Annotated in this window: 17 protein-coding genes and 1 tRNA gene; 8 read left to right on the top strand and 10 right to left on the bottom strand. The window is 51.4% G+C overall.

What is annotated here, in order from left to right; translation table 11 throughout:
• Positions 1 to 149: 149 nt before the first annotated feature.
• Complete coding sequence (locus tag BM477_RS08040; protein ID WP_075362154.1) at positions 150 to 770, bottom strand: LytR C-terminal domain-containing protein; 621 nt, start codon at positions 768 to 770, stop codon at positions 150 to 152.
• A 102-nt stretch (positions 771 to 872) separates the two neighbouring features.
• Here BM477_RS08040 and BM477_RS08035 point away from each other — a divergent pair, with 102 nt between their 5' ends.
• The 3 genes from BM477_RS08035 to BM477_RS08025 all read left to right on the top strand — a co-directional run bounded on the left by BM477_RS08035 (position 873) and on the right by BM477_RS08025 (position 2613).
• On the top strand, positions 873 to 1547 hold the full coding sequence (locus BM477_RS08035; RefSeq protein WP_075362153.1) for a uracil-DNA glycosylase: 675 nt from the start codon (positions 873 to 875) through the stop codon (positions 1545 to 1547).
• Entirely contained in the window at positions 1544 to 2437 is an 894-nt protein-coding gene (locus tag BM477_RS08030) for an SGNH/GDSL hydrolase family protein (RefSeq protein ID WP_075362152.1), read from the top strand. Before BM477_RS08035 ends, BM477_RS08030 begins: the two co-directional genes overlap by 4 nt.
• 100 nt (positions 2438 to 2537) lie before the next feature.
• Positions 2538 to 2613, top strand: a tRNA-Thr gene (locus tag BM477_RS08025).
• A gap of 301 nt (positions 2614 to 2914) precedes the next feature.
• On the opposite strand, the gene BM477_RS08020 is transcribed toward BM477_RS08025, so the two are convergent.
• The 5 genes from BM477_RS08020 to BM477_RS08380 form a co-directional block, all read right to left on the bottom strand.
• Positions 2915 to 3832: a hypothetical protein gene (locus BM477_RS08020; RefSeq protein WP_143230264.1), complete on the bottom strand. Its 918-nt coding sequence runs from the start codon at positions 3830 to 3832 to the stop codon at positions 2915 to 2917.
• A 1338-nt stretch (positions 3833 to 5170) separates the two neighbouring features.
• Entirely contained in the window at positions 5171 to 5581 is a 411-nt protein-coding gene (locus tag BM477_RS08015; protein WP_075362150.1) for a hypothetical protein, read from the bottom strand.
• 248 nt (positions 5582 to 5829) lie between these two features.
• Positions 5830 to 7164, bottom strand: a complete 1335-nt coding sequence (locus BM477_RS08010) for a hypothetical protein (protein ID WP_143230263.1) — start codon at positions 7162 to 7164, stop codon at positions 5830 to 5832.
• A gap of 18 nt (positions 7165 to 7182) precedes the next feature.
• Positions 7183 to 7926 carry an ABC transporter ATP-binding protein gene (locus BM477_RS08005; RefSeq protein WP_075362148.1) on the bottom strand — a complete coding sequence of 248 codons (744 nt, stop codon included), beginning with the start codon at positions 7924 to 7926 and terminating at the stop codon, positions 7183 to 7185.
• Between the two features lie 10 nt (positions 7927 to 7936).
• On the bottom strand, positions 7937 to 8338 hold the full coding sequence (locus tag BM477_RS08380) for a hypothetical protein (RefSeq protein ID WP_075362147.1): 402 nt from the start codon (positions 8336 to 8338) through the stop codon (positions 7937 to 7939).
• 334 nt (positions 8339 to 8672) lie between these two features.
• Between BM477_RS08380 and BM477_RS07995 the strand changes: the two genes are divergently transcribed.
• Positions 8673 to 9341 (top strand): LLM class flavin-dependent oxidoreductase, encoded by a 669-nt coding sequence (locus BM477_RS07995; RefSeq protein ID WP_075362146.1) that lies wholly within the window; start codon positions 8673 to 8675, stop codon positions 9339 to 9341.
• 478 nt (positions 9342 to 9819) lie between these two features.
• Here BM477_RS07995 and BM477_RS07990 read toward each other — a convergent pair whose 3' ends face one another.
• Positions 9820 to 14847 (bottom strand): S8 family serine peptidase, encoded by a 5028-nt coding sequence (locus tag BM477_RS07990; protein ID WP_075362145.1) that lies wholly within the window; start codon positions 14845 to 14847, stop codon positions 9820 to 9822.
• A 516-nt stretch (positions 14848 to 15363) separates the two neighbouring features.
• On the opposite strand from BM477_RS07990, the gene BM477_RS07985 reads away from it, so the two are divergent.
• On the top strand, positions 15364 to 15885 hold the full coding sequence (locus tag BM477_RS07985; protein ID WP_075362144.1) for a DUF5724 domain-containing protein: 522 nt from the start codon (positions 15364 to 15366) through the stop codon (positions 15883 to 15885).
• Between the two features lie 11 nt (positions 15886 to 15896).
• On the opposite strand, the gene BM477_RS07980 is transcribed toward BM477_RS07985, so the two are convergent.
• On the bottom strand, positions 15897 to 16610 hold the full coding sequence (locus BM477_RS07980; RefSeq protein WP_075362143.1) for a hypothetical protein: 714 nt from the start codon (positions 16608 to 16610) through the stop codon (positions 15897 to 15899).
• A complete protein-coding gene (locus BM477_RS07975) occupies positions 16610 to 17482 on the bottom strand; it encodes an ABC transporter ATP-binding protein (RefSeq protein ID WP_075362142.1) in 873 nt (290 codons plus the stop codon). The genes BM477_RS07980 and BM477_RS07975 overlap by 1 nt, the downstream gene beginning before the upstream one ends.
• A 245-nt stretch (positions 17483 to 17727) precedes the next feature.
• On the opposite strand from BM477_RS07975, the gene BM477_RS07970 reads away from it, so the two are divergent.
• The 3 genes from BM477_RS07970 to BM477_RS07960 are packed head-to-tail and all read left to right on the top strand — an operon-like array spanning position 17728 to position 23613.
• A complete protein-coding gene (locus tag BM477_RS07970) occupies positions 17728 to 18129 on the top strand; it encodes a hypothetical protein (protein WP_075362141.1) in 402 nt (133 codons plus the stop codon).
• Positions 18130 to 18169: 40 nt separating this feature from the next.
• Positions 18170 to 23275: a DUF4132 domain-containing protein gene (locus BM477_RS07965; RefSeq protein WP_075362140.1), complete on the top strand. Its 5106-nt coding sequence runs from the start codon at positions 18170 to 18172 to the stop codon at positions 23273 to 23275.
• Positions 23276 to 23334: 59 nt separating this feature from the next.
• Positions 23335 to 23613, top strand: coding sequence for a hypothetical protein (locus BM477_RS07960; RefSeq protein WP_075362139.1), 279 nt, complete (start codon positions 23335 to 23337; stop codon positions 23611 to 23613).
• On the opposite strand, the gene BM477_RS08490 is transcribed toward BM477_RS07960, so the two are convergent.
• Positions 23579 to 24115: hypothetical protein (locus tag BM477_RS08490; RefSeq protein WP_222842299.1), on the bottom strand; the 537-nt coding region annotated here is incomplete at its 5' end. The genes BM477_RS07960 and BM477_RS08490 overlap by 35 nt on opposite strands.

Below are 24115 nucleotides of genomic sequence, written 5' to 3'. Positions count from 1 at the left end.
GAGTGCAAACGGTATCCTGTTGGCGAACAGGCTTAACCTGCCGGGAATAAAACCGACACGTAGGTCACCTCTCATCACGTGACCAAATTAAGAAGCGGCTACCTGCCAGCTTTCACCGGCGGTAGCCGCTCCTCTCAGATTCTAAACTCCTAGAGATTAAAGTCGTTACGCAACAGGACGACAACCTCACCCTTGTTACCGTCTTTATAATCCTTCACGGCGTTAATGTTGAGGGTCTTAGCGATTTCTTCAGCAGTGGCCTTCAGGTCGTCATTGGGATAGTAAACAGCTGATGTGCGTGAGGCCCATCCTTTAGCGTTCTCTCCCACACCCTGTTTGAAACCGTTATCGGAGAGTTTCTTCACCACGTTGGCAGCTAGACCGCGCTTGCCGGTGCCGTTGAGAACCCGAACCTTCGTATCCTTTTTCACCTCAGCTGACGGCTGAGCTGGTGCCGGCTGCTCCTCAGTGGCAGGGGCCTGCGCTTCAGGCTTTTCCATTGTGCCAGTCTCAGGGGTTTCCACGCTCTTCACAGCTTCTACAGTTTCCGCAGTCACCTCAGGAGTTGAGGCGGTTCCCCCGGCCTGCGGCGGCACAGTCGAAGGCGACAAAAGGTACATGGCTCCCCACGCAAGGGCGGGAACAGCGATCAGCACCACCAAGAAAGGTAGCATCCAGCGCCACCACGGTTCGGGGGCGCGATGCACGCCGCGCGGGTGCGCACCCTCGGTCACATCAAACTCATCTGCGGGATATTGTTCTTCATTCACCCCTCTAGGTTACGGCATATTTCCGTGCCAAGCCGCCGGAATCTGGCCGTGTGTCGCAACCGTCAGCCCATCTTGGGTACTTCCCCGGGTTAGACTAGAGGTATGGAAAACCCCTCATTAGCTAACGTGATGGCACCCGACTGGGCTGAAGCACTATCTGCACAGGCCGAGCAGATTCGCGCGATGGGCCAGATGCTACGGGCTGAAAACGCCGCCGGAAAGGGCTACCTACCGCAGGGGCGTGACGTTTTTCGGGCGTTCACCTATCCTTTAGCTGATGTAAAAGTGCTGATTGTGGGGCAGGACCCCTACCCCACTCCGGGGCACGCCATGGGTTTGAGTTTTTCCGTGCAGCCGGGCGTTGAGATTCCCCGCTCTTTGCAAAATATTTTCACTGAGATGGTCTCTGACCTAGGGGTGGAACGCCCCACTAGCGGCGATCTTTCCCCCTGGAGTAAGCAGGGAGTCATGCTGCTCAACAGGGTTTTGACAGTGCAGCCGGGCGCGGCAGCCTCCCATCGTAAACGCGGCTGGGAGCAAATCACCGACGCGGCGATTGACGCCCTCGTAGCCCGCCAGAAACCACTGGTGGCGATCTTGTGGGGCCGCGACGCGCAGCAGCTAATCCCCCGCCTGACTGATACCGCAATTATTAAATCCCCACACCCTTCACCCCTGTCAGCTTCGCGAGGTTTCTTCGGTTCGAAGCCATTTTCGCACGCTAATCAGCATCTAACCGAAATGGGTGCCAGCCCAGTAGATTGGAGACTTCCATGATTAAGCCTTTAGATATCAGCAAAATTGGCTCCTATGTGGCGATTGGGGATTCGTTCAGCGAAGGCATGATGGACCCGTGGGCTTCCGACCCGCACTTGGCCGAGAGCGCGGTGGGCGAGTATCGGGGCTGGACGGACCGTCTGGCCAGTAAACTTTCTCGGATCCGAGTGGACGAGGATTTACCGCCGGTTCGCTACGCTAATCTGGCGGTGCGGGGCAAACTTTTACATCAGATTGTGGCGGAACAGTTGGATCCAGCGATTGAGATGCTGCCCGATTTATTGTCGATTGTGGGTGGCGGAAACGACATGCTTCGCCCCGGCGCGACTCCGGATACGGTAGCGGAACTGTTGGAGGAGGCGGTTTCTCGCGCCCGGCACGCTGGCTGCGAGGTGCTCTTGGTGGTCAGCAGTAATCCGCGCGGAGGTTCCCGCCTGCTCTCAGCAACCCGCGGGCAAGCCAGTGTTTTTAATAGCTATATTTGGTCGATTGCTCACCGTTACGACTGTTATGTGGCCGACCAGTGGGGTTTGCAGGCTTTACAGACTTGGCCGGCTTGGGCGGCGGACCGGATTCATTTGACTTCCACCGGCCATGAAATTATGGCCCGCGAAGCGCTTCATGCTTTGGGATTAGAGGCACGCATTAACGAGGATTCTCGGCCGCTCCCCCTCGGCGAAGACCCCATCCCCAGCGAAGTACCCATCTCCGAGGCGATTCCTGCGGGATGGGCGCAAGTCCAGCAGGGTTTCCGAGACGATTTCGAATGGCTACGCAGGGACGTAAAACCGTGGGTGGGGCGACGCATCAAAGGCGTTTCCAGCGGTGACGAGGTCCGGGCTAAACGACCCCGCCTCCAAGAAATGCCACCACAGCCCCACGACCTATAGAGTTACCCTCTGCTTCTAAGAACCAGACTCACAGAGAGAAGCGGTGAGTTTCAACACTCCACTTGCCAGCGCGCTGGCACCTATGGCACACTGAACGGGCGCCTCCTTAGCTCAGCTGGTAGAGCAGCTGTCTTGTAAACAGCAGGTCATCGGTTCGAACCCGGTAGGGGGCTCCAGTTAGACACCCATTTTGATACAAAGCCCGGCGAGTTTGGGCGGTGAATCGAGATGGGTGTTTTTGCTTGTGAGCGCGGGTTTCTGATGGTTGGCACGTGCTGGATGGTGGTGCAAAGCGGACTGTTTGGTGGCCCAGAGTAGGCAGTTCCGACAGTTTCAGTGCGTGCTGAAGGCCATGACGGTGTGAAGCGTCAAATTGTTTGGGCTTCCGTCAAAAAGTACGGCCTGCACTAAAAGGTTTGCTGTCTGCCCTAATAATTGGCCGACTAACCGTGACTTATCCTCTTTCTTTTGATGTGTTTATTGGTAGTCGTAGGCGAGGTCGGATGCGTAGAGAGACTTCGCATCGACAGCCTGCCTGATGGCCTCACGTACAGCGGCTTTGCCCATATCGAGAACTCGGAGTTTCCCGTCCGGCTCGGCTACGGATTCGATGCGCCTGAACTCCCCTCCGTAGTTCTCAGCGAACTGAGCTAACCCTTTGAGTTTCGGCAGCGCATCGGATAGATGGGTACCGTGTGGGTCGACAATATCAACAACAACGCCGTTCGCAGTTTCTGTGAAGAACAAGAAGTCCGGTCGCAGAGCCTTCCACGAATGGTTATCTTCGTAAGCAATCGCCAGTGACTCTTTCACAGCCCGGTCAGGGTTGCGGTACCAACCAACAAAACCAGGGCGTTTCTCCTCGGCAGCCAGCACACGCTGCTCCCAGTAATTGAGGTTCAGCGGGTAGGTGCCATTGTCCGATGTAAGCAGGTGCGTTGTGCTTGTGGGTAGGTCCCGCTCGGTGCCGTCAGTGTCGCGTTCTTTGGTCTCAGCTTGCGCTTTGTGTGGCACGGTCAGCAGGATGCGCTCTGGTGACAGGAACATGCCTTCGAGCCGGTCGTACTCGGCTTGCTGTTCGTCGGTGAGGTTCTTGCGTTCCACGCGCGTGTCGGTCAGCCACTTGCGGGAGATCCCGTCGGCTTCTTCTTCGATGGTGGCCACAATCTCAGGTACCAAGCTCAGAGCCGAAACGGTGATTTGGGCTTCGAGTAGGTCGTCTTCCTCATCCCCAGGGGCAAGGTGCTGCACATAAGCTGTGGCGAGTGCTGGTGAGAGAATGCGCGCTGCCGCACGGTAGGAGTCGTCGAGCGCTCGCAGGTCAACAGCAGTATCGAAACTGGTGGATTCCCATTGGCCGCCGCCGAGCTTGCGGCGGAGTTCTTGCCCAGACAAGGCAGCATCGTCGTACTTGCTCGGATGCTCGACTTGAAGTTTGATCCTACTCGGCTGTTGGTCGACACCTGGGCCGACGATGATCACTTCGATCCGCACTTTTGTCCAGTCACCGGAGCACGCCACTAGTTCCTTCTTGTGCCAGTGAGATGCACCCTCGAAGCGTGGTTATAAATCTTGCCTGTTATGAGTCCTCTTGGTGGATGGCACGCTTGCGTCTAAGGTGTGTGCGCGGATGTTGTTATCGGCTTAGGCTTTCAAGTGAAATCCGCGTAGGAGCAACCGTAGGGATCACAGATATGGGGTTTTCGATCGAGATAAGGAGCCTTATCTGGCTCTGATGGTCGTATCTGGTGTTGCAGGAGTCGAGGCGAGCGGAATTTAGACACCGCCACTGGTGTACGTCTGCCCATTTGTACGCAGAAGAAGAGGATCTCAGTGGCCACTCACACAGGTAAACGGCCATCGTGTATCTTTTTGTAATGCTTCACAGAATTCTCTGAGGAGCGCGACTGCGTTTTGGCAAGTTTCTGCGTAAGCAATACTGCACGGCGGTTCATTGCCCCTGACGACCAGTATTGTTAGGGGGTGTGAATGAACGGAGTTCACCTAGCACATGTCCCACGTCAACCTGTAAGCACACCTCTAGCTTGCGCAAGGTCTACCACACTGCCAAAAGCAGCCGTTCATCAAACTCGTACAACTCAAGTGCGTAGAGGCATACGGGCACCGGGAACGAAACAATACAAGCGCTGCTGAGGCGAACCTTCGAGGGTGAGTTGGAACAGCAGATAAGAATAGCCCAAAAGCCGGTAATAGTGCTGGCTAGCATATCGCGAAAACGGCAACATAATCAATGTTACGACGGCACATCACGATCAAAGTCTAGTCATGCTGAGAGCAATGTTACCTCGTTGACACGATGTAAACGAGGAAGATCCACAATTAACCCACAGGTGTTCCCTAATAAGTTCATCTGCGACCCATCCGGATTGGGTGGTGCCCGGGGGCGTATGTGCGAGAGCCCCAAAGCTCAGTGACTAGAAACCCGCCCTAGGGGTTAACTCCCAGGTTCCAAGTGAAGATAGTATTTCCTTTTCTAAGAGTGACCCACATTACAGTTTCAGTTTACTATATCGAAAAGACGCTACCAAGCAACAGACCATGCATTTTTCGTCAATTACACTACGATCAGATAAGTGCCCTCATGAGCGTGAAATACATTGCATGCACATTGAACTTCGTACATCTACTTGATTGGCAGATAGACCGATTATCAGATGGATAGTAGTTGGCGATCTTTGACCTACAGAACCTACATCAAAAGTTACTGCGGTTTTACTGTGCCTCGCGCAGTAGGGGTTTTATTCCTCTGTAAGTATGGGTGTACATGAAAGTTGCGATACTCCAGAGCAAGATAGTAAATGCAGTTGCAAAAGCTACGGTGTCTTCGAAGAATCGAAATGATCCTCCTGGTAACCAATAAAGCAGTTCACTAGCCTGACCTAGCCAGTATATAAGTACCCATAATGGCGTGGTGAGTCTACCGTATTTGTAGCCGATTAAGGCAATAGTGATCATAGTAAGGCTGAGGATGATCACTCCTTGGGTGCCGCTGAACATAAAATGCTGAATGAGGCTTACTCGTTCGTGGGGCGCATTATTATCGACAGGATTAATAAGTCTCTCGAAGAAAAGGCCTAGCGGGATAATTGTGAGTATTAAGGATGAAAGATAGATGATTTGCATGAGAATCCTTACCCGGAATCTTCGTGGAGTATTTAGTTCGATCCAAGGCATACGTGGCATGAAACTAAGTAGTCCAATCCAGCTAAAAGTTAAAACAGCAATGTAAGCAGGTCGGATAGGAACAACGAAGCCAGATGAGCCATTGGGTAAGTAAAATAGAGAATTATGGAATGTAATTGAAATGTAGCCAGATACTAACCACAAGAGAAAAGTGGTTATCGTGGGATATATAAAACCAGGTCGGGCTGTCATTTGAACATGTCCTTGGTTAATCTGCATTCACTAATCACCTTTCGGTGATTTTGTAACCATTCGTGGTATCGGGACGTTGGAAGTTTAACTAAGAAAGCAAGATTCGGGTCATCTTCGACGGTGATGGTATGTTCAACTTCTTGTCCGGTTTCTATGTTGAAGGCCGTTGTTGTTTCCATTGGTAGGTTCGCTCGTATTAAGATCGAGTTGATTGCTGTTGTGGTTAGTTCGCCTTCTTCGCAGGCTTGAGCACTTCGACCAGGGACTATGAATAGTGAGTGAACACTGTTGGTAAAAGAACGCGCTTCCCACTCTTCTAAGGTAGAAAAAGAACCGGGGTTAAATAAAGTGAGTTCGTTGAAGGTTCCGGAAGAAAGCCCAATTGTTTGACCTGGTTTAATCCATCCATCAGGTAGCTGTGCAAAATAATCAGTAAACTGCTTTTTAAGCCGAGGTAAAAGTTTAGATTGAGCTACCGGCAGACAAAGGTTTTGCTGCCCAACTTCTACACAACTTTCTGGGCCCTCATAGTATTTGACAACCACCGGAGACATTGCGATAGTAGAGGCGAAAACAAGTAGTGGGGGAATGAAAAAAGCCATCCCTTGAATAGCAAATGTTTTCCGCCCCGATATTGCATAAACGTTAGTCTTTATAAGTGCATAGAATCCGCATAAGCCCAGCAACAGGAAATAGGTAGCACGAATTAACTCAGTTGAAACTACAAAATCACTGGGATAACTTACGAAATTATCCCCCCAGATAAATCCCAATGAAATACTTGACAGACCGGTATTATTTAAAACAATCCGGTTAATGAATACGGGAGCGAAAACGGTTAGTACAGTTAACAAAGGCGCTAATACTAGTTTCGATTTCCCTGGCGTCAAGCTTGCAAAGACCATGGCTAAAGTTGAGCAAGCGAACAAAGAGATAAACAGTACCGAAAGGGGTAATAAATCTACCGTTCGCCATCCATTATTCATCCCCCGAGTCAGGATATAGCTCCACCCTAGAAGTGACCCTAATAAAGCTCCTGTCCATAGAGTAATAGCGAATGGTCTTATCCTTTGCCAAGGCGACAATGCCGTAATCGAACCAAGAATGACAGAACGGCTGTTTTGAGGTTGCAGCATTATGGCAGCAAAAAATCCCAAGACGACACTTGGCAATACCATTTCTTCCCGTAAATAAGGAATGATTACCCGAAGATCAGGATCAGCCCATGTCGGTATCAACAAAAAAGATTGTATGAAACAAATCATGGCGATTAGCCCAACTAACACATATAATCGTATAGGACGCTGTGGATAAAGGAGCTTACTCATCATGTTCTTATCGCCGTTTACTTATTCATGATTTGGGATTAACGATAACGCTGCCTGATAGCCACACTCTAAAGTGTTGAACCCTGGAGTCGGATTCTTCTGACCTAATATTTCGAGATCGTCAACAGTGCCATCGAAGCTAATTTGCCCAGCATTCATAACCATTACCCGGTTAGCTACTGCAGCGATATCTTCTACTAAATGAGTAGAGATAATAATAGTAGATTCTTTTGCCAATTCGGCTAACAGATTACGTATTCCCGCCCGTTGAAGGGGATCTAAACCCACTGTCGGCTCATCCAATAACGCGATGCGCGGCCGGTGAACAAGCGCGCAAGCAATCCCTAACCGCTGACGCATTCCCCCGGAAAGAGAACGCACTAAAGACTGCCTTTTATCGGCAAGATCCGTAATCTGCAAAATCTTCGCAATAGCAGCTGAGCACTCACTTCGATTGAGACCATGCGCCCAAGCAGCATAGAGAAGATTACGCTCCACCGAGGAGAAATCCATTACCTCAAAATGTTGCGGCAAATAGCCCAATATGCGTTTAAACTCAGCATTAGCGCTATCGATGGGGTCACCGTTAACGAAAACCTCTCCGTTTTGTAATGGCAACATACCTACGATACACTTCATCAAAGTAGACTTACCTGCCCCATTGGGTCCTAACAAACCATAGACGCCAGAACCAACAGTAGTCGATATACCATTGAGCGCTTGAAAATTTCGGTATGAGAAATGCAGATTACGGATCTCTAGCATGGTGCAACTACTACAACTGGATATTGGAAGAGGATTTAGTTGCACCGGTTGCAGACTTGGTATAAGTATAAACATACGCACCCGAGCCGGCTTGACCAGTACTAGATTGAACTGACAGCTGAATTGTATTTACCCATCCTTTGCTACGTTTAGCCAGTAGCGTATCTTTTACCCAGTTGTCACGCCATAGAGACACTTCAACCCACTTCACTGAGTTACTGCATCCATGGCGACCACCGACCCCCGTGATAGTACTACCAGAGATGGTAGGACGATAACTATATAGCTCGCAGGCCGAACGGTAAGTCCCGTTCGTCGCGGCGTGGGCGAGCGAAACCCCGCCAATGGAAACAGTGGCTAGCGTGGAAATCGCTACTGCCACCAAAATTCGTTGCAAATATTTTGTTCTCATTGCTACTCCTAAAGTTGCAGGTTCATATCGGAGCATGCTGATAGCCACAGTGTAGGCTTCTTTGTGTTATGGGTCAACTGTGCTAATATAATTGGCCCCAATTTGGTGTTGTAGGGTTTTGTCGTGCGAGTTGTTATCCGCACTTGAGCCGTTGATGGGCAGGGCTTGATGTATCCGTAGTTGATGGTGTGTGAGTCGGGGCGGGAGTGGGGTATTAGACTTTAACGGCAGGTCTATGTAACTGCGCTCGGGAAAAAATAAGCGCTAAAACACAACCTTGTGACAGGGTTACATCTAACTCTCAAATCAAATAGTATTTTGATTATAGAGTTAGATGTGTCAGGTTGAACCTGATATCTGCGAGCAGAAAACTAATCAACTACTTCCTGCTCCCGCTTACAGCGGCCTCGTAGGTCATCGGTTGCTAGAAGATGGGGTTTACTGGAAACAAGGTGATGGTGCTGCTTGGAAGAGCTTGCCCACTAATCAGCTTGCGAAACTCATCGAAGATGCCGATATCGACCGCGTCCCATTCGGCCCATACTTCGTCACACTGGGTCCAGACGGTAATCTCGATATAGACCTTGCTGAGGGAACAAGCGTTAATGTCAGGGCAATGGGAAAACCAGAAGGCATGCGCGAACAAATCGCCCGTGTCGTTCATGCAGTTGCTGAAGCTGGCATCCTGTGTACTTATGGTGCTATCGCTGAGATGGTTGGCAACGCCTTCACACCTTCTGTTGCAACATCAATCAAGCGCAATAAACGGATCACGCCCAAAGAAGCAGCTCATGTTATGTCTCATAAGTTTTTCGACGGCAAATACTGGCGTGTCCCAATGGATGATCCAGAATGGACATCCATTGCTGAGCCCGACGCGCCGCAACGCTCCGAATTGCTGATTAACTGCGGGCTTGCATCTCAGCAGGGTGATGTAGCTATTGTTGAGGACTACTTGGTCATTTGGCAGGGTGCTATGCTTCGACGCAACCTGAATGTCTAACCAGGATTATTCTACGAAGGTTGCTCACCTTTTACTAAGGTGAGCAACCTTCAATCTTTCAAGTAGTACTAAAAGCAACTACCTGCACCCAGCCTTACTCGTTTTGCACCCACCTAACCCCGTGTATCCAACTGGGTCACTAAACATCCAGTTCATTCCCCGGAATCTTAACAACAGTTAATATTCCGGGGTTTTCTGTTTCTTAGCTGAAGCACTATGTGGGTATGGGTTTACGCCACAAACACAACAATTCATACCTAATTCCCGCCAAAACCCATACGCAACTGCAACGCCATCCATCCGCCCGCAGCACGAGGGACGAGGGTGAGGGTGTGCTGGCAAGATCTGCGCGCAGCAGGAGAATGCGCATTACTTATCTAGCAAAGAATTTGTTTAGGGTCGGGGCGGGAAAGAATAACCCTTCCCACCCCGACCCCAAAGCCGGTAAATCAAAGCACCTAGACAAGCACCGAAATACCTACTGAGCCGGCGCTAAATGATTATGCTTCAGCCGGTACAAGAACGCAGCCATCGCATCACGACGGATTGGCTCACCAGGATGGAACGTACCATCATCCCAACCAGTAGACACCTTAGCCGCAGCCAACCAAGTAATCTCACGACCAAACTGACTCCCAGCCACATCCTTGAACACCTTAGCGTTAGAAACATCCAAAGTATCGGGATTAATAGCCGACGCACATTGATCAGGCATCTGGTCACAGAACCGGTACAAGAACGCTGCCATCGCCTCACGACTGACCGGCGCCAACGGACGATAAGTACCATCATCCCAGCCGGTGGAAATACCAGAAGCACGCATCCAAGCAATCTCCTTAAAGAACTGATTATTCTTAGGCACATCCTTAAACGCAGGCTTAGAAATATCAACGGCCGGGCTACCAGCCGCACGATACAAGAACGCAGCCATCGCATCACGATTCACAGACTTCAACGGACCATAAGTCCCATCCTTATAACCAGTACTAATCTTCTCAGACGCCATCCAAGCAATCTCACCAGCAAACATCCGCGAAACAAGCACATCTCGGAACGCAGCTTTTACCGGAGCAGGCGCCTCGGCACGATGCAAAACCATTTCCACAGAAGGCTCAACACTCGGCTCGGTTGTCGGCTCAACCGTCGGCTCAACCGTAGGCTCCACAGTCGGCTCCACAGTCGGCTCAGGAGTCTGCTCAGGCATTACCGTGCTGAACTGGGCGACCTGAGCATTAATCATGAACCGCCCATACTCCTCAGAATAATCCCATGCGTCGTTGCGCAACTTGAAGCTGTGACCATCGCTATTAAGCGACGAATCAACGCCCAGCGCGATAGTGGAATCACCCTCGACCTGCTGGGTATAGGACACATAGTAGGTGCCTTTAACCGGAACGGGGTACGGCATGGTAACTTCTACCCATTCGCCGCCCACGCCAGCTTCCACTTGCATCTTCTGCGGGCCGACCAGAATCTTTCCAGGTAACCCATCCTCGTCATTATCATCCCACAAAGCCCACTCAAACTCTTGGGCTTTGGGAGCTTTGAAAACGAAGAAGCGAGCCTTGACGACATGCTCCTTCGGGTTGGCATTAAACTTCACTGCAGCGGTCCCACCACGCTCCTCATACCTTAGCGCAGCATCCGCATTGCCCGAATCATAAGAGACCCATTCGGGATCTCTGTCGCGCGACGCGGCAGCCAGCTCAATCATCTGAGAGCTGTTCTCGCCGTCAACCACGGTGAAAGGAAGATCAACCGCAATATATCCAGGAGCACCCGCACGGACCGAATAGTCATTTGGCAGTAGCTTCACTGAGACGGAGTCTCCCACCGGCATGACTGTTAGGGGCTTCCTATTCCCCTTCTCGTAGATGGTGACAACCGCGTCGCTGACCGGATTACCTTCCTTATCCTGCACGGTGAAAGTTACATCCTGTTCAGTGGCCTTCTCCAAGTAGAAGTCCTGCGTCACGACCTTGCCGTCAACCAGCTCTAGGACCTCGGTCTTCGGCTTATAACCGGGAGCTTGCGCCCGTACCGTCACGCTGCCTGCACGCCCCTGCAAAGAGTAGGCGCCAGAGCCCACTTCGGTAGCGACCTGAGAGCCGCGACCAACCAGTTCAACGACACCGTTAGGGGCTGGCACCCAAGCGTCATTGGTAGTAGCCTCCTGCAAAGCAACTGCCACCGAAGTAGTTCGATCGACCGTCGGCAAAGTCAGATTAGCGCCCTGGTAAAGCCCTAGCTGAGCTCGCTCCGCAGTTGGCTGCGGCTGTGGAATCTGCACATTAGCGGTATCAGCGAACATGATGTCGTCCAAATACCAGCCGCCCGCAAAATCGAAGAGTTCAGATCCTGTTTCGAGAACGAAACGAACCTGAGTTGCAGCCCCAACACTATCTGCAGGTAGGTGAACTCCGTCCACATGCCACGCGTTCTTAACCCGTAGCGCTGTCTTCTTATCGACCGGATCTACCTCGTCAATCTTGGCTTCATCAAGGGTGAAGATTGTCTTCCATTCTCCCTCGCCCTGACGCACCTCGATACGGGCAATATCGTCATCATAGGAACTCCACTCATCGAAGCCCTTACGTCCCCGAGTGTTAAACCATTGTTGCCAGTACAAGGTGACGTCATCATGACCAGACAAATCCACTACAGGGGAAGTCAACGTATAGGTCGAATTAGCCTTGCGGTAATCATTGAGAACAGTCGCGAAAACATTAGGACTGTCAGGATTCTTACCGGCCTGCTGCCGGCTGGAAGGAGCCTTACCGTTATTCTGATCGTCAGGAACACTCGGGATACCATGCTCAAAAACCCGCCCCTTAGGGTCAGGTTCAGAGGCCCATCCCTGCACTCCATCCTCGAAGTTGAAAGAATGAATCTCTGTGCCCTTAGTGAAGGTACGCTGAAGCAACTTGGAGGGCTCCGACTCCGTGTCTCCGGCCACCGCGGTCACATAGTATGTGTAGGTGCCAGTTTGCGGAGTGGGATAGTCAGAGAAAGCAATAATCCACTTCTGAATATCAGGACCGGTCAGCTCCTGAATCTGCTCAAAAGCACCGTCATTATGGGCACGATAAAGACGGTAGGCGCTCACCGTGTCTTCTTTCAACGGGGTGAAATCAATCCTGGTACGCCCATCAGGAAACTTAGTGAGATACAGGTCCTTTTCAATCTTAGGTAGCGTGGTGCTCACAATCGGCTCTACCGCCAGATCGTCGAGGAACCAGCCACCCGTTTGGTGTTCCGCCTTCCAGGCGCCACGAACACCAAACATGACTCGAATCGTCTTACCCGCATACTTTGATAGCTCAATATAGCCGCGTTCCCAATCGGTGTGCTTATTCTTGAACAGCAGCTGAGGCTTTTCCTCCCAAGCGATGTCTCCAGATTGGGGCTTAACCTCACCGATCCAAACTTCCGCCGTGTCATAGTCGGCGAAAGCATAATTATCGAGGTCGTACCAGTGCTTGAAAGTCAACGCAGCCTTATCGGTGTCCGATAAATGAATCGGAGGGGTCAGTAGCGTGGAATCATCGATTCCCTGGTAGCCTTCTCCGTCAAGCCCCACCGCGACTACTTTCTCACCGGAGGCAGCAGAATTCAAAGCATCAGCGGGCTTACCCCACTTCCACATGGGGGTTTCACCGCCCATTTCAAAGCCATCAGTTCCCATCTCAAAATCCTCAGTCCAGCCGACCTGAACAGCAGGCTTCTGGGCAAAAGCATTCATCTCAGTACAAGATTCTTTATCGGCGCGATCTTGCGCACAAATCCGATAAGACGAATCCTCCGGCTTTAGTGTTCCCGGCGCCATAGTGAAAGAATATGTGCCGTCAAGTTTGGTGCCTTCCACCAGTTTCATGTCATGCGAGAGCTTCTGCCCGTCCGAATTAACTACCTCGACCTTGACCCTTTGCACTCCGGTATCATCAGCGACGCGAGCCGTTAGATCGGTAGTGGTGGAGGCATAGAAAACTCGGATAGCAGAGTGGGTGATAACTGGCGCCGCGGCTTCTACGCCGCGCACATACACCTTTCCGGCGACTGAACCAATCGCGGATTCAGGTAGCGCCATGTCAATAGCTAAAGCCACGTTTACCTTACCTACACCATAGGTATGGTTCGGTGTATCCACGTGCTGCGGGTCGGTGAGCGGCGTAGCTGATTTCTTGAGGACTTCTTCCACCTGATCAATGGTGAGCTTCGGGTTCGCACCCAGAACTACCGCAGCCGCCCCCGCGACCTGCGGTGCAGCCATTGAAGTACCAGACAGAATCCTCATCTCTTGGTTAAGGAAAGAGGAGCGAATATTGACGCCGGGGGCAGAAATATCAGGTTTCGTCCGGTCAGTGAATTGTGAGGGCCCCCGCAAAGAGAAGTCTGCAATCACATCGTCACTGCGCAATGCACCCACCGCGAAGGCTTCCGGGAAGGATGCGGGCTGGGCGATCGATCCTGGGCGATTCGTAGTTTCTTCATTAACATTGCCGGCGGCGAAGACGGGCAAAATCCCCGCCTTGCGCCACTGCTTAAGTGCGTCTTGCAGCAAAGTATTTTGGGAAGAACTGCCCCACGAGTTATTTACAATGCGAGGCGCCATTTCTGGGTGGGGCACACCCTGGCTGTCACGTGGGGCCAACATCCACTGCATGGCTTGCAGCAGGCGGGCATCATTCGTTTCGCCAAGGTCATCGAATACGCGCGCGGCAATAAACTTAGCTTTCGGGGCGACCCCGAGGAGGCTCGTCCCGGAAGGATCGGAGCCGAGGATGCTGCCCGTCACGTGCGTGCCGTGCCCGGTTGAATCAACCGGCTGCGCAGAGCCCGCCACTGTGTCTAGCCAGCTCAAAGCCGGGTCACCCGACAGGCCGCGCCACTTTCCCGCTAGCGCGGGATGAGAGGCGTCCACGCCGGTATCGATGATCCCCACGGTGATGCCTTCACCCGCATACTTATCCTGGAGTTCTTCTGAAATCCCGATCTGCTTCAGATTCCAAGGCACATGTTTAGCTGCGCTCCGCCACCCAAACTGATTGGGAGTCACCCCTGAATCTTCAATGATTGGGGAGGCCTCAAGCTTTTGGTTGACTACGACCTGAGCGACGCCCGGGATCTTCGCTAAATCAACAGCTACTTCCTTCGTCACCTTGGCGGAAACCGCATTAACCACGTAAAGTGGCTCAATCTCTTGGGCAAGTTGAGCTTTTTCTGCTTCAGCTAGCTTGGCGAGGACGCGACTCTGACTATTCTTCGCGATGCTGATTAGACTCTCGACGTGCTCAGCTTTCTCATCTGCAGTAACAGCGGGACGGCCTTCGGCAGTGTCTTGCGCCTGCATCACCACGATTACGGAATGCCAAGATTTATCGGACGATGACGTAATCTCTTCATCAATATTTGTTGCCGCTATAACTTGAGGCACCACAGCAAAGGCTGTAACAGCAACAAGCCAGGCAGATAGTGCCACGAGGGCACGCCTTAAATGCAGGGACATGAATCCTCCAAAATAAAGAGTAATAAGCAAAAGGATACGAAACTAGTTTACGGGCTAACGCATCACTATCCGCAGACACACTACTACAAGGAATAACTTAGTGCACCCTAAGTTGAGTTCGGTAGCCATGACTATCTGATTTAGCACATTCCAGTTTTATGCTGATATCTCAGATTCGCTTGTGACGCCGCCTATGCTAGCAAGGCAGCGTCAGCGTAAACACGATTTACCGCACGTGAGGGACACTCGAAAAAAATTGTCGTCAGCTATTACGTCGTAGGGACAAGGGGTATTCCAAAAGGACGCTGCTCTCCAGGGTCTGTTAGCAGTTCGAGTAATCGAATCCCTGCCCAAAGATTTACCCACCAATTTGAGCAATCTCAAAGATAGGTCTGTTTGCTAAGCTCCACCACAGGTGTAGCAATCGCGCCTTCCATTCACAGTTTCGTGCGGGCAGGGATGCCTTGAAACCGGCAAAGTCTGGTTCGAAGATCATGAGAACGAGAGGGAGGTCTTTTGGACCGGATTGAGCAGGGCGTTTTTGAGGCCGAGGGCGTCTCCCAACTCTCCGATATTTTGCTTGAGGCCCTGATAATGTCTGGGCACCCTAGGGCGATTTTCCTGGTTGATAAGCTGTTGCGAGCCGCAAAACTATCCGAGGGTCTCCGACAAAGCATTATTGAAGTGATTGATTTTGGCTCTTTGGATACCTTTAAGCATTTCCTGCAGATTATTCAAGCCGAGAATCTGCTCCGGTTCTCTTCGGTAAAACGGGCTTTCCTGACTTTTGCGGGCCTGAGCGATGAACTCTCTGATAAAACCATTCCCTTGTTGGGCCAATGGCTACTTGAGGGCTTGCTAGGGGAAAAGGCTGAAGAATATTTACAGGAGAAGAACTATGTGAAGTTCTATCTGGGCCTGTATTTGAAAGCCTGCCATAGCGTTGAAGATGCCCTGTCCGTGGTTACTGAAAGATTCAGCAAATGGGATCAGCACCACCAACATGAATCAGGCAAGTTTGCGTGGGCAGCTTCATAATCAGTGGCGAGTTAGTCGTATTTCAGTGCGTTGCTGTACCGAGAGACTAAACCGACAGTCCCAAGCAGAACCACGAGTAGCGCAACTGCACGTCCGACCGTGAAAAGCGTAGGGCTCATAATCACCTGAATCGAAATAGTCGATGGCAACCAGTCGAATATCCATTTCGGCACCCAAGAATAGCGAATGCCGCCGGTAAAAACACCACCGAGCATAGCGAAGACGAAGAAGATAGCTGCGGCAGCATTCTGTACGGATTCGGGTCGGGCCAGAAGGCCGAGGATCGCGCCGATGGCACCAAACAAGAGTGCCGTCACCAAGGTGATACCCAAGCAGCGCAACACATATGCCAAGGGAGAAGTTTGTGTCATCGCCCCTAAAGTCACGATCGGTATAGTCGAGACAAGGGCAACAACATACACCCCCAGAGTTCGTCCTAGGAGACGAGGCCAAGCTGGGGCGGGCAAGGTCCGCACCCATCCATCCCAGGCGAAGGTCCGGTCGGCATTAACTGTTAAGGCAACTTGCGTCAAGGCCGCATTCATAACAGACATGACCACATATCCGAATGCCAAACTGGCCTTAACCGTTGCGTCTTCCCCCTGACCAAGGCCAAAGAACATCGGTACCGGCAATAAGGTGGCTAGAGTAAAGGTAATCCAAGCGCGCATTACCGGCGCTAGCTGGGCGAAGAAAGAGTGCCCAATGATTTTTAACAGACGCATTATTCGGCCTCCTCCAGGGCTTTAGCTAGAAGCTCTTCAGCGGACGGCAGGGCGACAGTGGGTTGTAAATCTCGACCAACCAGGGCAGCATAAACCGCCTCTTTCTGATCAACCGGAACCAAGTAACGCCAGGTCGCGCCGATGCGGCGGGGGACAAAAGTGCCGACTGGGCCGATAGCTTGCCGACTAACGACCTCAATAATGACTTCCTCACTATCTGCGGCAGCGCGGAACGCACCTAGGTTACGGCAGACCCCATCTTGCAAAATCAGCAGATCAGAATCTACCGAAAAAGCATCTTCTGCAATATGGGTTGTCCAAAGAACTGCTCCGTCATTTGCTACGAAATCTGTAATCGCATTAAGGACATCAATCCGGCAGGCAACATCGATGCCAACTGTCGGTTCATCAAGGATCAAGAGACGAGGACCTCCCATCAAGGCGCAGCATAGGGCCAATCGGCGGGTCCATCCACCCGATAAAGACCCGCACCGCCTATCAAGGTAGGGCAGCAATCCCATTTCTTCAATGATCGGTTCCTGAGCAATACTGGTTTTCTTATAGTTAGCCACCATTTTCAGGATGAAATGAACGGTTAACATTGGCGGGAATCCCGCACCTTGGGGGAGGTATCCAACGCGAGAGCGAGCTTGCCAGCGCTGTGGAGGCAGACCATCTAAGCGAATCTGCCCGGACTGCGGACGGAAACGTCCAATTGCTAAGGACAACAGGGTACTCTTGCCAGCACCGTTCTTGCCCACTATGCAAGTGAGCGTCCCCGGTTCAATCGACATCGATAAGCCCTTGAGGACTGGGGTATTTTTGCGGTACCCAAAAGTGACCGAATTAAAGGCTAAAAGCTCTCCGTTCATTTTCCTCCTAGGTTGGTGGTGGCGGACTATCCGCCAACACCAATAGCGCAACATACAACTAAGGTTTCACGAAGCAACACAAGGTGTAACATCAAGCACCACTAGAATCCGCCGATTCGGCAGGTTTTTATTACCCAAGTTGTTCTCTAGGAAAACAGTATCATCTCCAACTGTGGGAGGAGGGGGGGGGTTAATTGTCCCGCCGCTCCTTTATACTTGAGGCAACACAGGTTAGGAGACTGTCAATGAGGATTAAGGTCGTTAAGAAGTCGCTGGGGAAAACTCGCCCGCTTAGCGAAGTACCATATTATTTGGCGTCCGAAATCCAGACTTTACGCGACTTGATTAGCACCCTCGTGAAAATCGAGGTCGCAGCTTTCCGGGAGGAACCCGAAACCGTAGCGCTGACTCAGCCAGAGCTGGCAGGGATGCTAGAAACCGGCAAAGTATGGTTCGGGGATCACGAGAACGAGGGGGAGGTCGTGTTATCTGATGCCAAAGATGCTGCTCTGCAGGCGGTGGAAGATGGATTGGTGAAGATCTTCCTCAACGATGTGGAGATTATTGGTTTAGATACCAAGATTTCCTTAGCAGAAGACGACCGTCTGGTGCTCTTAAAACTGACCTTTTTGACCGGCCGATACTAAACCCATGCTGCACTGTCCAGCATTACCTTAAAGGAGCAACATGGCTACCGAATACAACTATTACCTCTCCAAAAGGGAATGGCTGGAACACCTATTTGAGCAGTCCGGACCGAAAACTGCTGACTTTGACGCACAGCAGTGGATAGATTTCCTACTTCTCAGCGAGTCACACGATTCTTTTGACGACTCGGCCTTGGACTTGATCCCTGGATTCAAAGAAGCCCGTGATGAAGCTACCGGGCATCGCAGGCGTAACAGTCAGGTATCTTGGCAGGACAAATACCGCCAGAAGAACCCACAAAGCCCGCGAGAGCTGCTGGACCTACCTGCCTTCAAGTTCCTCTACTCTAGGTTAAATGCTGACTATCAGGACGCCTATTACCGCTATTTGGCCCTGTGTCCGCGCCTGAGCGTGGAGCAAAACTACTACCAGCGCCGCTCATATCATTCAGATAATCCCTTCCATTTCCTCCAGCCGCGATATGAAGTGTTGGAGCATTTCACTATCTACCAGCATGAAGGGTTCAACTTAGAGGAATTCTTCACGCAAGGGAAGAACCCACTTGATTCGCACTACATGTTTGCGGAAGCCGCCTACTATCTGCCGGGTATTTTGGCGCCAGATTTGGATTTGCCTGGTTTAGAGAATCCGGTTTCACGGGACCCCGAAGCTCTACTTGACAAGATTGAGCAGGGCATTTTTGAGGCCGAGGGCGTCTCTAGTGTTTCCAGTCCACTGTTGAAAGGATTGGTCATGTCGGGCCATCCTCGCGCCCTTGATCTGGTGGCAAAACTGCTGCGTGCCGCGAAGCTGTCTGAAGGATTACGGCAGAGCATCCTCGAAACCATTGACACCGGAAGTTTGGAAACGTACAAGTTCTTCCTTAAAATTGTGAAAGATGAGGACCTAATTCGATTCTCCTCAGTGAAGCGTTCTTTCCTGACTTTCACTGGCTTGTCTGAGGAGCTTTCCGGGAAAACGATTCCCATGATGGCCGAGTGGACTATTGAATGCCTGCTGGAAGATAAAGCTGAAGAGTTCTTGGAAGAGAAGAATTACATCAAGTTTTACCTCGGCCTCTACGCTATCGCCTGTAAGAGTCTTGAATCTGCACTGGAAATAATTCGCCAACGTTTCACTAGTTGGGATCATCATCAGCAGATTGCCGCCTTGTTCATGGTGAAGAATGCTCAACTTGCTCTGCCAGCAGCCATCCCCACCGCACTCATGCAAAGCATCCAGCAGCTTCCCTACAGCACTAAAGAGGAATTATCACAAGTCCGGAATCTGACTGCGACCGCGCTTACTAACCTTCCTCAGCTGACTTTCACTTCGGTAGAGGAAAAGCGTGACTTTCTTTCAACAGTGTTGCCACTACTGACAGGGATGAAAGGTACCGCCCGTGCTTACCAGGTGATTGGCGAGGGGGATAGCCCCTACACGGCTTATCAAAGCAGCAGATTATACTCGGAAACAATTTTACCTCTCGTAGATGAGCTTAATGATTTTCATGAGGCTGCTTATGCGGTCTTCCCGAAATACTGGGTAAGCTGGCACGGAAGCAAAGGCATGGCTCATCGAGTGCACCATCCGGTAGTACACAGTGCTATGGTATCTGCAGTGGGTACCGGCATTAGCGATGCCGCTTTAAATATCATCCAAGATACAGGGATGAAACTGAGTCATGGGGATTTCTTGACCCTCGGTGACCTGCTGAGGCTAAAAGGTTCCACTGTGCGCAATAATGTGGCGACTTTACTGAAAGAAGCCCCCGCAGACACAATTCTGGAAGTGGCAGAGGCTGCTCTGTCTACCCGCAATAAGAACAAGCGCAACGGCGCTATCGGGATCCTGACCGACAACTATGAGGTAGTGAAAAACCTGCCCCAGTACGCTCAAGTGCAAGAGCTTATTCGCGGCATCGAGTTTGAAACCTCGCTACAAGATCAGGTGGCGGTCCTCCTCGGCGAAGAAAAGCCCGCACATGAGGAACGAGAGCTTTTCTTCACCCCGGTCACGGAGATTCCCCGCCCAGAACTCAACTGGAAGCAAAGCTACATTGATGAGTTTCTCCATGCTGATTTAGAGAAATTCGATAGATTTATTCAAGACTGCGCGGACGTTTTTGCTTCTCATCACGGTGATGAAGTAACCATAGTCCACTATGATGGCTCCACTCGCCGTATCCGGGCAGGATACGACTTCACACAAATGCAAAGTCTGGCCCCCACGATGGATAACAAGGACTACACGAAATACAGTTTCTATGAGGATTTCCTGCCTCTCACCACCACCCTCACAGACACTGAGTGTGCCCTCTACATGCACCTGTTAGCCATTATTGATGACTATGAGAGCTACAGCCGACGCAGTTTTAGTGATGACGTGGTTGATTACGCAATCTCCCACGGTTACCTGCCTGACTTGACCGGCCTAATTTCAAAGTATGCGACGGACCGTAAGCCCGAACACGATGACTATATCCGGAACGCAGTACACACCTTGAATATGGAACAGATGCGACGCGGTGAGGATAACTTGAATGCCGCGACAGGAGAGTTCTTCAGCCATGTGACTGCTTTCCACATCGCGAAAGAACGTGAAAGGGTACAAAAGGGCGAAGCGTTCCCGGTTCATGATTCTGATCAGAAAATCACGCCGGAAAGTTCAATCTACTTCGACTATCTGCGCTACCCAATCTACCGTGCATTACGGGTGGAAACCGCCCGTAAGCATCCTGATTTCAGTTTTGCTATCGTGCTGAATCTGGTTGATCTATGTCGAAACCATAACTACCCATTCGATATTGACTTACTCTTCCTGTTTGAGGATTTAGGGTTAGTTAGCCGCGATTTCATTTACACACTGGTCTTAGATGAGCATCAGTATGAAACCTATAGTCGAAGCTACTACCACACTTCCTCGGATCCAAGCTCCCATCTCACCACTTTGGTTCGTGAGCTCTCAAATAACGTCAGCCAATCTGAGAGTTCCGTAAAGTACGCGCACTACACGGAACCAGCCTATCTGGATCAACAAAAAGAGGTCTACCATGCTGCAATCAGCTATCTTGTAGAGTTTGAGATTGCCCGCACCGATTCCGACACCCCTTATTCCGAGGCTGTCTCACACGCGTTCGCATTCTATGGTGCGGAAGTATTCTTGAAGACCCTTTCCAAGATGGACAAGCTGACTTTCGTGCGCGGCTATTCTTGGGGGCATGAAGGCAAGAAAGAAATGTTCTCCAAGATTATTGCCCGAACTCTGCCTGAAGAAGACCTCACCCAAGAACGTTTCAATGAACTCGTAAAGCAGTATCAGATTGATGACCAGCGACTACTAGAGGCCTGCGTCTACAATTTACGTTTCATCGAATACGCGGAAAACTACTTGCAGATTCCGGGGCTAGTGAAAGCCGCCTACTTCTTCAAAACCCATTTGAACGACAGCCTCAACGACCAGCAAAAACTAATTGTGCGCCGCTACACGGACATTGATTTTACTGATTTTGAGAACGGGCAAATGGACCTAGACTGGTTCAAAGAAAGCTATCAAGAGCTGGGAGAAAAGAACTTCCAAGCACTCTACGACGCCGCCAAGTACATTACTGATGGTGGCAAACACAAGCGCGCCCAATATTTCGCTGACGCAGTCCGCGGCAAACTCAAATTCAAAGAAGTTGAATCACGGATCTCTGACAAGCGAAATCAGGAGATGGTACTGGCATACGGGCTCATCCCCCTCGGCAAGGGCAAGTCTAGAGACAGCGAAAAAGATCTGTTACACAGGTACCAAAAACTCCAATCCTTCCTCGCTGAATCAAAGAAATTCGGTTCCCAACGGCGCGCATCGGAAGCCCTCAAAGTTTCCATCGCAATGAACAACCTAGCCCGCAATATGGGCCTGTCCATTAACCGTTTCACCTGGAGCATGGAAGCGAAACTGTCCCAAAGCCAAGCAGAGTTCTTCAGCCCACACCAGGTCGACGACTACTTCATCCACATCGACCTGGCTAGGCCTGAGAAGCCGCAAATCATTGTCTCAAAAGATGATAAGCAGCTTAAGAGCGTGCCCGGCAAAATCAGCAAGAACGCTTACGTGAAAGAGCTGAAAACAGTTAAGGCCGCACTCAAAGCCCAGTACCGGCGGGCCCGCACCATGCTGGAAGACGCCATGTGCACACGGGAAACCTTCACTCCGTCAGCGCTTACTGAACTGGACGCGGTCCCGGTCGTTTCAGCTCTCATGCGCGACCTCCTGTTCATCCATAACGGCACGGTCGGCTTCTTCCGTGACGGAAAGCTCGGAGGACTCAAAGGTGAGATAGGCCTGGCCGAGGACGCACAACTCCGCGTCGCCCATCCCGTTGATCTGCTTGAACACGACTGGGTGGCCTGGCAGAACCTGCTACTGGAACGTGAAATTATTCAGCCCTTCAAGCAGGTCTTCCGTGAGCTTTACACCATGACCGCGGAAGAACGTGAACAGGACGGATACACGCAACGCTTCGCCGGCTACCAGGTTGCAGTCAACCAGACCCTAGGTTTGCTGAACTCTCGCGGCTGGATGCTAAATGGCGAGGAAGGCTTCGAGAAAGTCCACCACCATAGCGATCTGCGGATTGAACTGTACTCTTACGCTGACTGGTATACCGCCGGCGACGTGGAAGCGCCCAGCTTCGAAAAAGTCGTCTTCTTAGATAATAAGACCGGCAAAACCTATAACATGGCTGAGCTGGATCCTCTCATTTTCAGCGAAACCATGCGCGATCTTGACCTGGTCGTCTCAGTCGCTCACGTGGGCGGGGTTGATCCTGAGCTCAATCACACCACGATAGAACTACGCACCCGCATCCTCGAACACAACCTGGGCCTGCTGGGCGTCAAAAACTATCAGATCGAGGGTTCACATGTCACTATTCACGGACAGTTGCATCAATACTCCATGCATCTAGGCTCCGGCGTGATTCACGTTGCCGGCAGAGGAATGCTACCAGTCTTCCCCGTCCATTCGCAGCAGCGCGGACGCATCTTCCTCCCCTTCGTGGACAGTGACCCCAAGACCGCTGAAATTGTCAGTAAGGCTCTCATGCTGGCGAACGACAAGAAGATTAAAGACCCTGCCATCTTGTCGCACCTGCGCTAGAACGCGGGAAAGACACTCAGAGAACAAATAGAGAACGCTAAGAGGAACTGGATTCCGTCATGCCTGATATTTACCCATACCTAGAGCAAGCCCTCAGCCACCTGCAAACACATTTCTACTATGTGCTACTGGGAGCAGGCCTGCTCATCATGATTGGCGCAATCCGGGACTGGGCGTGGGCAACAGATTTCTCAGCCTGGAAAATGCGAATCACTAGGGAGTTTATTGCAGAAACAAACGGCCGCGAAGGACTCCACCAGTTCGAGCGGTGGATGTCCTTCGCGGCCGGGATGCTACTAACTATTAGCGGCGGAATCTACTACTGGTACCTCGGCTAGCAGCCGAAACCCCAACACCTGCCATTCCAGCAATCAGCATCACCAGCATCAGCATCATTCCTTGGTAAGGCGACGCACCGGTCTTTGGCAAAGTTCCTCCGGGAAGGGACACTTCGGGTTTAGGCGCAACACTTGGACCTAGTTTATGCGGGTGTCCAGTATCTCCGCTTGCCGTAGGCTTAACAACCTGGATCTTGGCGGAAATTTTCTTGTCTCCTATCACCGCTACAATCGTATGGTGGCCTGACTTCGTATCTGCAGGGATTAGCAAGTCTGCAACAATCCTGCCACTTTCGTCAGCGGCAGCAGTACCTAGTAGCCTCTTGCCATCACCCAGGAAAAACTTGACTGTCAGGCCAGGCTGCAAATTTGTCATCATCGCAGAAACCACTCCACCAGCCTCGGTTGCAACCCCGGTGACGCCATCAATAGCAGGCGCAAACAAAGCAAAAGTCGGCTCAGCACTCGGCTCAACAGTTGGCTCCACCGTGGGTTCCACCGT

It is taken from the genome of Boudabousia marimammalium, from assembly GCF_001936115.1.
GTDB lineage: Bacteria > Actinomycetota > Actinomycetes > Actinomycetales > Actinomycetaceae > Boudabousia > Boudabousia marimammalium.
The sequence above is the reverse complement of the archived record's forward strand: the minus strand, read 5'-3'. Positions and strand labels throughout refer to the sequence as shown.